General features: G+C 29.6%; 1 protein-coding gene. It reads left to right on the plus strand.

Features of this window, described 5'->3' with window-relative positions; translation table 11 throughout:
- Positions 1-46: 46 nt before the first annotated feature.
- Positions 47-233, plus strand: a 187-nt coding sequence (locus SB717_RS39785) for a DUF4116 domain-containing protein (protein ID WP_410908865.1), incomplete at its 3' end; no start/stop codon positions are given.

Here is a 233-nt window from a genome sequence, read left to right on the forward strand (position 1 = left end):
CGGATTTGCATGAAAATATGTAGAAAAAAATAAACAAACTCCAGAAATATGTTTAGCCGCAGTAAAAGAAAATGGAAATGCATTGCAATATGTAGAAAAGGATAAACAAACCGAAGAAATATGTTTAGAAGCAGTAAGACAAAATGGATTTACATTACAATATATAGGAAAAGAAAATCAAACGGAAGATATATGTTTAGCAGCAGTAAAAGAGAATGGATATGCATTGCAAT

This window comes from Priestia sp. SIMBA_032 (assembly GCF_046535215.1).
Lineage (GTDB): Bacteria > Bacillota > Bacilli > Bacillales > Bacillaceae_H > Priestia > Priestia aryabhattai.